The sequence below is a fragment of the Psychrobacter urativorans genome (assembly GCF_904846675.1).
Taxonomy (GTDB): Bacteria; Pseudomonadota; Gammaproteobacteria; order Pseudomonadales; family Moraxellaceae; genus Psychrobacter; species Psychrobacter urativorans_B.
In genome coordinates this window covers 23,241-31,238 of sequence record NZ_CAJHBT010000027.1, presented here as the reverse complement: position 1 = coordinate 31,238, position 7,998 = coordinate 23,241, and the positions used below count along the sequence as shown (strand labels likewise).

The window sequence follows — 7,998 nt, the reverse complement described above, 5'->3', positions numbered from 1 at the left end:
CTCGGGGGTGTATGTATTTTTACTCATTGTTCTATTCTCTCAGATTAATGAGTCTCCGACAAACCCGGGGCGGTTCAAAGCACCATGTGTCATGTTATACAGTAGATTCAATAAGACGAGACATCTTCTTCTGTTTCGCTACCATCTAATACTTCAGAATCACCAGTACGATTAATACCTACCTGATCATTTGACATATCTTCGCTTACTATTGTCCCATCTTCAGATACTGCACCCGTATTCTCAGGCATATCTTCACTCGGCATAATAGCACTTTCTTCACGGTTACTATTCATGGGCTCACTAGCGACAGCTGCCTGAGCTTCCGCTTCTTCTATAGTCGATTCGTCCTTCCTATCACAGGCGCTCAGTGTCAATGTTGCTGCTGCCAACGCCACAAACAGCCATTTTTTATGTGTAGTATATGAGGTCTTATTATCTGATGCTGATTGGGTAACGGTATCAGTGTTCATAGTATTGTTTATCGTATTCATGGTCGTCTGGACTCCCCATTTTCTAGTCAATATTAATAGCCTTCAAAGCTATATCGATAATTAAGGTGCTAATAAATAAAATTCAGTCAATATAATATTAATTACCGTTTAACTATACTGACAATCAAGTGTAGCTACCTTAGTAGTTACAGCACAGTTATGTTAAAAAATCGTAATTATCTACCGATAAAACGCTTCTTATAGCTAATTCAATATAAATCAGCTGGCTTGAAAACCCCAGTATTAACGAGTCTAGAAACAAGCGCCCTACTAAAATACCTGACAAAATCCTCTCCTATCGAAAGAGCCACATATCAAAGTAAGCTTATTAGCTTTAAGACGCAAAGCTATCTCATTATTTACATGGATGGGAGCAGCATCGGTACTACTTTTTATGAAAAGAAATAGCACAGGCAAAGTTTCTGCGCCAAGGCTCACTGAAGAATGATTTGAATAAACCATTTAACGTTATGAGATGTACTCATTTTATTCTGAACTGACTATATTATTGGTTAGGCTGTATGCACTGATTTTAAAATACTGGTTGGCTGTCGCTGTTATTAGTACTGATAAAGTCAAACATGGTTAGCCAAAAATAGTGGCATTAATTTCAAAACAAAAGCATTAATGTTAGAATGGTTTTAGACTATTTATACACCAGTTTATTTCAAATTTTTGGTCACTGTTGGCGGTGACCAGAGTAGAAAAAAAGGTCAGATATATGCTAATCACAGAGCTGGGATATTTTGCCTTGGTGGTAGCCTTTGTGCTCGCCATAATGCAAGTGCTGTTGCCTACTTTAGGTATTTTCCGTCACAATATTGGTCTGCAGCGTCTAGCACCTAGCCTAGCTTATGCACAGTTTGCCATGATGATGTTATCCTTTATAGGACTGATGGCAGGCTTTTACTACAATGATTTTAGTCTGGCGTATGTCACCCAGCACTCCAACACTTTGCTACCTTGGTACTACAGGGTATCAGCGACTTGGGGCGGTCATGAAGGCTCATTGCTATTGTGGATGACCATTTTGGCAACGTGGGCAGCTTTGGTGTCCTTCTTTAGTCGTGGCCTGCCATTATCAATGCGCGCACGGGTATTGGTCATCATGGCTGGCGTGCAGACGATGATGCTGGCGATGCTTATTTTTACCTCCTCGCCTTTTACTCGTACTTTACCGCACCTACTCGTCGATGGCGTAGACCTTAATCCTATCTTGCAAGACCCTGGGCTGATTATTCACCCGCCGATGTTGTATATGGGTTATGTCGGTATGGTCGTGCCCTTTGCCTTTTGTATGGCAGCACTTTGGGCCGGCAGATTGGATGCAGTATGGACACGCTGGTCACGTCCTTGGACCCAAGCAGCTTGGGGCTTTTTGACCATAGGTATCGCCTTGGGCTCTTGGTGGGCTTATTATGAGCTCGGTTGGGGTGGCTGGTGGTTCTGGGATCCAGTTGAGAACGCCTCATTAATGCCATGGTTAGCAGGTACCGCTTTATTGCATTCCTTGGCGGTCACCGAAAAGCGCGGCGTCTTTAAAGCATGGACGATTATGCTGGCCATCTTTACCTTTGCACTGAGCTTACTAGGTACTTTCCTTGTGCGCTCCGGCGTTATCACCTCTGTGCATTCATTTGCCGCTGACCCCACTCGTGGCCTCGTTATTTTAGTTATTCTAGCGATTGTTATCGGTGGCGGGTTATTCATGTTTGCGCTGCGCGGCTGGCAACTTACGGTTGAGAGTCAGTATCGCACTATTTCCCGCGAGTCCTTTTTAGTCATCAACAACGTCATTATTTTAGTAGCGACTTTGGTTGTCCTACTCGGTACCTTATATCCCATTATTGCAGATGCCTTTAGTTTGGGCGAAGTCTCGGTTGGGGCGCCTTATTTTAATGCGCTATTTGTACCGCTTACCTGGTTATTAATGCTAGCCATGGGTATGGGCACTAATATTCGTTGGAAAAAAGAAACCCGCCCTCTACTAGGTCCTGCGTTAGTTATTGCCGTAAGTAGTGCCGTTCTTGGAGCAATTATTAGCTATTTCGTTTATCCAGTAGCCATGTTTAATATTGCGGTTACTATCGCGCTGAGCCTCTGGATATTGGCGTGGATGTTTATTGATATTAAGGACAAGACGAAAAATGCTAAAAGTCGTTTGTCTGGTATTAGACGTCTAAAAAGCAGCTATTGGGGTATGCAAACCGCCCATTTAGGGGTGCTAATTGCCGCTATTGGTATTGCAGTCACCTCCAGTATGAGCATTGAGACTGACGTCGCTATGGGTATTGGCGATAGTGTCAATGTCCAAGGTTATGACTTTGAGATTGCAAGCTTTAAAGAATTGAAAGCCAGTAACTTTGATGCAACTGAGGCCGAAGTTTTGGTTAGTAAAGACGGAGAATTGGTTGCTACCTTGCGTCCGCAAAAGCGTACTTACGTGGTCAGTATGATGCCAATAACTGAAGCTGCCATTAACGGTAGGTTTACCCGAGATCTCTATGTCGCGCTAGGCGAGCCTATCGCTGAAGACAGTAATCAATGGGCCGTCCGCATTTATGTCAAACCACTGATTCGCTGGATTTGGCTAGGTTCTATTATCATGGCATTGGGGGTAGTACTCTCGATGTTCGACCGTCGTTATCGCTTAAAGCCTAAACAGCGTATGGACCGTGCTAAGGGGTCTGACAGTTCAAACGGTTCAGACAATTCGAGCGTAACAGAAGATGAGTTGGACTATGGTTTTCATCAAGATGGCACGCAAACCAGATTGCAAAACCAGCAGCAAGACGACAGTCCGCAAAATAGCCCAACAGCGACTCAACCAGCAACTAAGTCAGTAGCGGAGCATCAACATAATGGATAGCCAACAATTAAAACTGTGGTTCCTAATTCCACTTATTGTGTTCGTCGGTCTGATTATCATGCTGTTTTTTAGATTAGGCCAACCGACAGATATTGTGACCAATACTGCCCTTGAGCGTCCAGTGCCGACTTTTGAGCTACCATTACTGTCTGATACTAGCCGTATGGTTACCGATGCTCAGCTACCAAATGATCCTTATTTAATCAATATTTGGGGCTCTTGGTGTCCTACTTGTGTCTATGAGCATCCGTTCTTTTTAGAGCTAAAAGAGCGCGGTGTGCACACTGTCGGCGTAAATTATAAGGATGAGGTAGGTGATGCGCTAAATTACCTTAATGATTTGGGTGATCCCTACTTAATGTCTGTGCAAGATAAATCTGGTCAGTTCGCTTTAGATTTGGGGTTGACGGGTGCGCCCGAGACTTTCGTGGTCGATGCTAATGGCGTTATTCGTCAGCATATCGTCGGCGAGGTCAACGAGGACAATTGGCAGAGTAGGATTAATCCTTGTTTAGAAGTCTTACAACAGGAAGCTGCTGGCAACAAAAGTGCCGCTGCCAATATTGAGGAGATTTGTAAATGAGCTATCTCAAATCCTCACCATTAAGCTTTTCAATGCCAAGACTTTCAATACTGAGATTTTTACCACTATACAAGTCAGTACTGGCAGGCGTATTGGCGCTGTTGGTTTTAATGATAGGAGCTACGACGTTAAGTCATGCCGCCATTGAAGTTTATGACTTTAATTCACCACGGCAAGAGGCGCAGTATCGTGGCCTAATCGATGAGTTTCGCTGTCCAAAATGTCAAAACCAAAACCTAGCGAGTTCGGATGCGCCCATTGCTCAAGACTTAAAACAAAAGACTTATGATATGGTCAAAGATGGTCGCTCTGATGCTGAAATCCGTCAATATATGCAAGAGCGCTATGGTGATTTTATTAGTTATAATCCACCGGTACGGCCTTCTACTTGGGTACTTTGGTTCTTTCCACCACTACTTTTGATTATAGCTTTGGGCGGCTGGTTTTGGCGCAATCAAAGAAGTCGTAAGCATCCTGCTACGCCGAAATCAAGGCCTTCAACGCGCTCAGAAAAAGACAGTTCACTGAATGCGGGTGAGCAAGCGGCGTTAGACAGACTATTAGCAAGTCGAACAGGGACAGGTGCAACCACCAGTAAAGACGAGGTATCTGAAACCAAGTCTGTTAAACCTAAGTCAAAGAATAGTTCAACTAAGCCCAAGTCAGCTAAGAACCGTTCATCTAAGCCCAAAGCAAAAGGGCAAACACGCGATAAAGGAGATTCCTTATGAATGTGTTCTCTACTCTCGGCTTGTTTATTACCTTAAGCCTAATCATCGCTTTATTAGCGGCGTTAATAGTTCTCTTTCCGTGGCTGCGCTCAAAAAAGCAGCTGCCAGCTACCGACAATCGACTTATAGACCTTAATATCGATGTGTATCACTCGAGACTGCGCGAGCTTGACGCTGACAAGCAAGCAGGCGACCTCGATGACGTGCAGTATCGCGCCCAAAAAACAGAGCTTGAGCGTCAGCTATTAGATGCTGAGCAACAGGCAACCCCTATGCCGCCTGCTAGCTTAAAAAACCAGCTGATACTGCTAGTTTGCGTACCAGTAATATCAATAATGGCTTATGCGCTCATCAGTGATCGCACAAGCGTGTTTAGCTTATGGCAATCACAAGATACCGTTGGCCAAGTAGCCGATGACCTGCTCGCCGGCAAGATTGACGTGTTACCAGAATGGGCCTTTGAAGATGGCGCAGGCCTCTTTTCAGTGATTCAAACCAACGTCCACCGTAATTCCGACGACCCTATGCGCTGGATGATACTGTCTGAGATATTCTTGTCTTTTGAGGAACCAGAATCTGCTTTAGAGGCGCTATCTAGAGCTTATAGACTCTCTCCTGATGATGAAAATATTGCATCGGAATATGCACAGTTGAATTTCCTTGCCACTGGCGGTAGTTTAGATCCTGAAGGTCGTCGCGTTTTGGCAGATATTCTAAAAGCCAATCCCAATAATGAACCAGCACAGATGCTAATGGCACGAGGTGAGGCACAAGCTGGTAATTATGAAGAAGCGCAAGATTGGATTGCTAAGATACGCAGTAACATTAAGCAGCAGCCAGTGGATAAAGATAATGCACACGCGCTGACGGGCCTAGATGAGTTAGCGGCGGATATTGCGCGCCAACAAGCGCAAGCAGCTGAAGGTGTCGATATATCGGTCACCGTAAATCCAAGCGTGTTACCTTTAGTAACCGCTGACGATGTATTGTTCGTTGCCATCCGTGCAGCAGCAGGAGGTCCTCCTTATGCAGCAAAACGCATACCGATTAGTAATCTAAGACAAGGCAATATTAGTCTGAGCTTAAGTAATATAGATGCTATGATGGCCGACAAAACTTTGCAATCCGCTCGCGCATCAGGTGAGCAATTGGTCGTGACTGCAAGAATTAGTCATTCTGGTACTGCGCTTTCTGAGTCTGGAGATTTATCTTCTAACCCTATTGTGTTAAATAATGACCAGCAGCAAGTAAATATCGAAATCAATCAGCAAGTTCCTTAACTTTATAGTTGAAGATTTCGATATAAATATTTTAATAGCTAAAAAAGAAAACAAAAACGCTCCGATAATTTCGGAGCGTTTTTGTATCTAAAACAGCCGGTAGTAAACGGTCCGTAATGCGAAGCTCCAGTCTACTGAATAATACTAAGTTTGCTTGGATAATAGAACTACTCAAAGTAGAACTTTGCCCTGCAAGGTCATACATAATGTAGCGTATTCCTTACTAAATAGTAGGCATTTATGTTACCATTACAATTAATAAGGGATTAGATAGTTTTTATTTTTAGTTAATCTAAACTGAATAGTGACTGAGTTAAAATATACTACAAAATGAAAGTTATAAAAATAACTGATTACAAACTTTAAAGTGCAGATGATTGCTAATTTGGCATTATATTTTTTACAAAAATTATTTTGAAACCTACTGTTTTACTACTCGTTAGCTATCGTGAATATATTGAGAGGTGCCTTATGCAACATGAACAGCAACTACGACATGACCAACAGCCAGTCAAACATCAGTGGCTGAGTGCCTTGGTGATGGCTTTTATTGCCCTGCCATTTATAGCTCTGTTATTTCTCTGTGCTTATGGTTTTATCGTTTGGTTTGGTCAAATGTTGTTTTGGGGACCTCCGTCCTAATTGCTTACTGACCAGTCGCTTGCTAAGTAGCGGCCAGTCAATATCGTATATGCGACAAATATCTCGTACTTTCACGCAAAGTAATGGACAAACAACCGCCCAAATCGCCATGAAACCCACATGGTTAAGAAATACAGTAAGGAATCATCATGAACGCAATCAAACGCCTATTTAGCTGGCTGCGTCGTCTTCTTTTTAAACCTTCAACGAAAATCGGACTTGGTCTTCTTATCATCATTGGCTTTGCGGGTGGTGTATGGTTTTGGGCGGGGTTTAATGCCGGACTCACAGCAACCAATACTGAAGAGTTCTGTTTGTCTTGCCATACTATGGAAGATAACCTGTTGCCTGAGTTAAAGAAAACGGTGCATTTTAAAAACCGTAGTGGCGTGAGAGCAGTTTGTTCAGACTGTCACGTTCCACATAACTTTACTGCTAAAGTTGCTCGCAAAATGCAAGCCTCACGTGAGGTATTGTCAGAAATAATGGGTGATATTGAGACTCGAGATAAATTTAAAGATCACCGTATTGTGTTAGCCCAACGTGAGTGGGGCCGTTTTAAGGCCAATGATTCTAGAGAGTGCCGTTCTTGCCATGATTACGACAGCATGGACTTTGATAAAATGCGCGTAACATCACAGATGATTATGCGTAGTGCAGCTGAACGTGATGCTAGCTGCCTTGACTGTCATAAAGGGATTGCCCACGAGTTACCAAATACAGAAGGTATGCACAACCCAGCATTTGATTCATTGATGTCTGAAGCAAGAAGTACCAAAATCAAAGATGGTCAAACATATTACAATATCGTACCCCAAGATTTATATACCACAGAAGATCGAAAGACTAAAGCAGGTAGCATAGAAATTGCCTCGCCCGTTAAAGTATTGGCGCATAAAGACGGCGCAACACAAATTGAGCTCGATATGTGGCGCAAAAACAAAGGCTTTGGTCGGGTATGGTATGGTCACTTTGGCTTAAATATTCCTGATGCCATTATCGAAAAAGATTTAGCGGGCGATAAAAGCCTCGTGACAGCAGGTGAAACTAAAGAGGATCCGCTGACTGGTCTTGAATGGCAAAAAGTTAAGGCGCAGTTCTGGGTTGCTGATGGTGGTCTGATGGACAGCATCGAGCCAGCATGGGATATCGCTAGCCAGACCTATAGCGATAGCTGTAGTACTTGTCACCGTCAACCCGATCCAAGTGGACACGATTCTAACCAATGGCCAGGGCTGTTTAGTGGTATGGTCGGATTTACTAACTTAGACGACGACAGTGCAGGTATGGTTTTAAAATATCTACAATTGCACTCATCCGATTTTAGAAGTAACCCTGACGGTGGTGGTTCGCCTGAAAACGCTATTCAAACCGCTAGACCGTAACTGGAGAGACATAT

At 43.4% G+C, this 7,998-nt stretch carries 6 protein-coding genes and 1 pseudogene; 6 read left to right on the top strand and 1 reads right to left on the bottom strand.

Annotated elements, in window-relative coordinates; genetic code table 11:
- Positions 1 to 107: 107 nt before the first annotated feature.
- Entirely contained in the window at positions 108 to 494 is a 387-nt protein-coding gene (locus JMY06_RS10780) for a hypothetical protein (RefSeq protein WP_201618258.1), read from the bottom strand.
- Between the two features lie 721 nt (positions 495 to 1,215).
- Between JMY06_RS10780 and JMY06_RS10775 the strand changes: the two genes are divergently transcribed.
- From JMY06_RS10775 to torC, 6 genes and pseudogenes are all read left to right on the top strand, one after another.
- A complete protein-coding gene (locus JMY06_RS10775; RefSeq protein ID WP_227672302.1) occupies positions 1,216 to 3,363 on the top strand; it encodes a heme lyase CcmF/NrfE family subunit in 2,148 nt (715 codons plus the stop codon).
- Entirely contained in the window at positions 3,356 to 3,946 is a 591-nt protein-coding gene (locus JMY06_RS10770; RefSeq protein ID WP_201529198.1) for a DsbE family thiol:disulfide interchange protein, read from the top strand. The genes JMY06_RS10775 and JMY06_RS10770 overlap by 8 nt, the downstream gene beginning before the upstream one ends.
- Positions 3,947 to 4,056: 110 nt before the next feature.
- Positions 4,057 to 4,512 (top strand): annotated as a pseudogene (locus JMY06_RS10765) (cytochrome c-type biogenesis protein); the annotation flags it as partial.
- Positions 4,513 to 4,673: 161 nt separating this feature from the next.
- Positions 4,674 to 5,957: a c-type cytochrome biogenesis protein CcmI gene (gene ccmI, locus JMY06_RS10760; RefSeq protein ID WP_201618257.1), complete on the top strand. Its 1,284-nt coding sequence runs from the start codon at positions 4,674 to 4,676 to the stop codon at positions 5,955 to 5,957.
- Positions 5,958 to 6,428: 471 nt separating this feature from the next.
- Positions 6,429 to 6,599, top strand: a complete 171-nt coding sequence (locus JMY06_RS10755) for a periplasmic nitrate reductase, NapE protein (RefSeq protein WP_201618256.1) — start codon at positions 6,429 to 6,431, stop codon at positions 6,597 to 6,599.
- A 149-nt stretch (positions 6,600 to 6,748) separates the two neighbouring features.
- Entirely contained in the window at positions 6,749 to 7,984 is a 1,236-nt protein-coding gene (gene torC / locus JMY06_RS10750) for a pentaheme c-type cytochrome TorC (RefSeq protein ID WP_201618255.1), read from the top strand.
- The last annotated feature ends 14 nt before the right edge of the window (positions 7,985 to 7,998 follow it).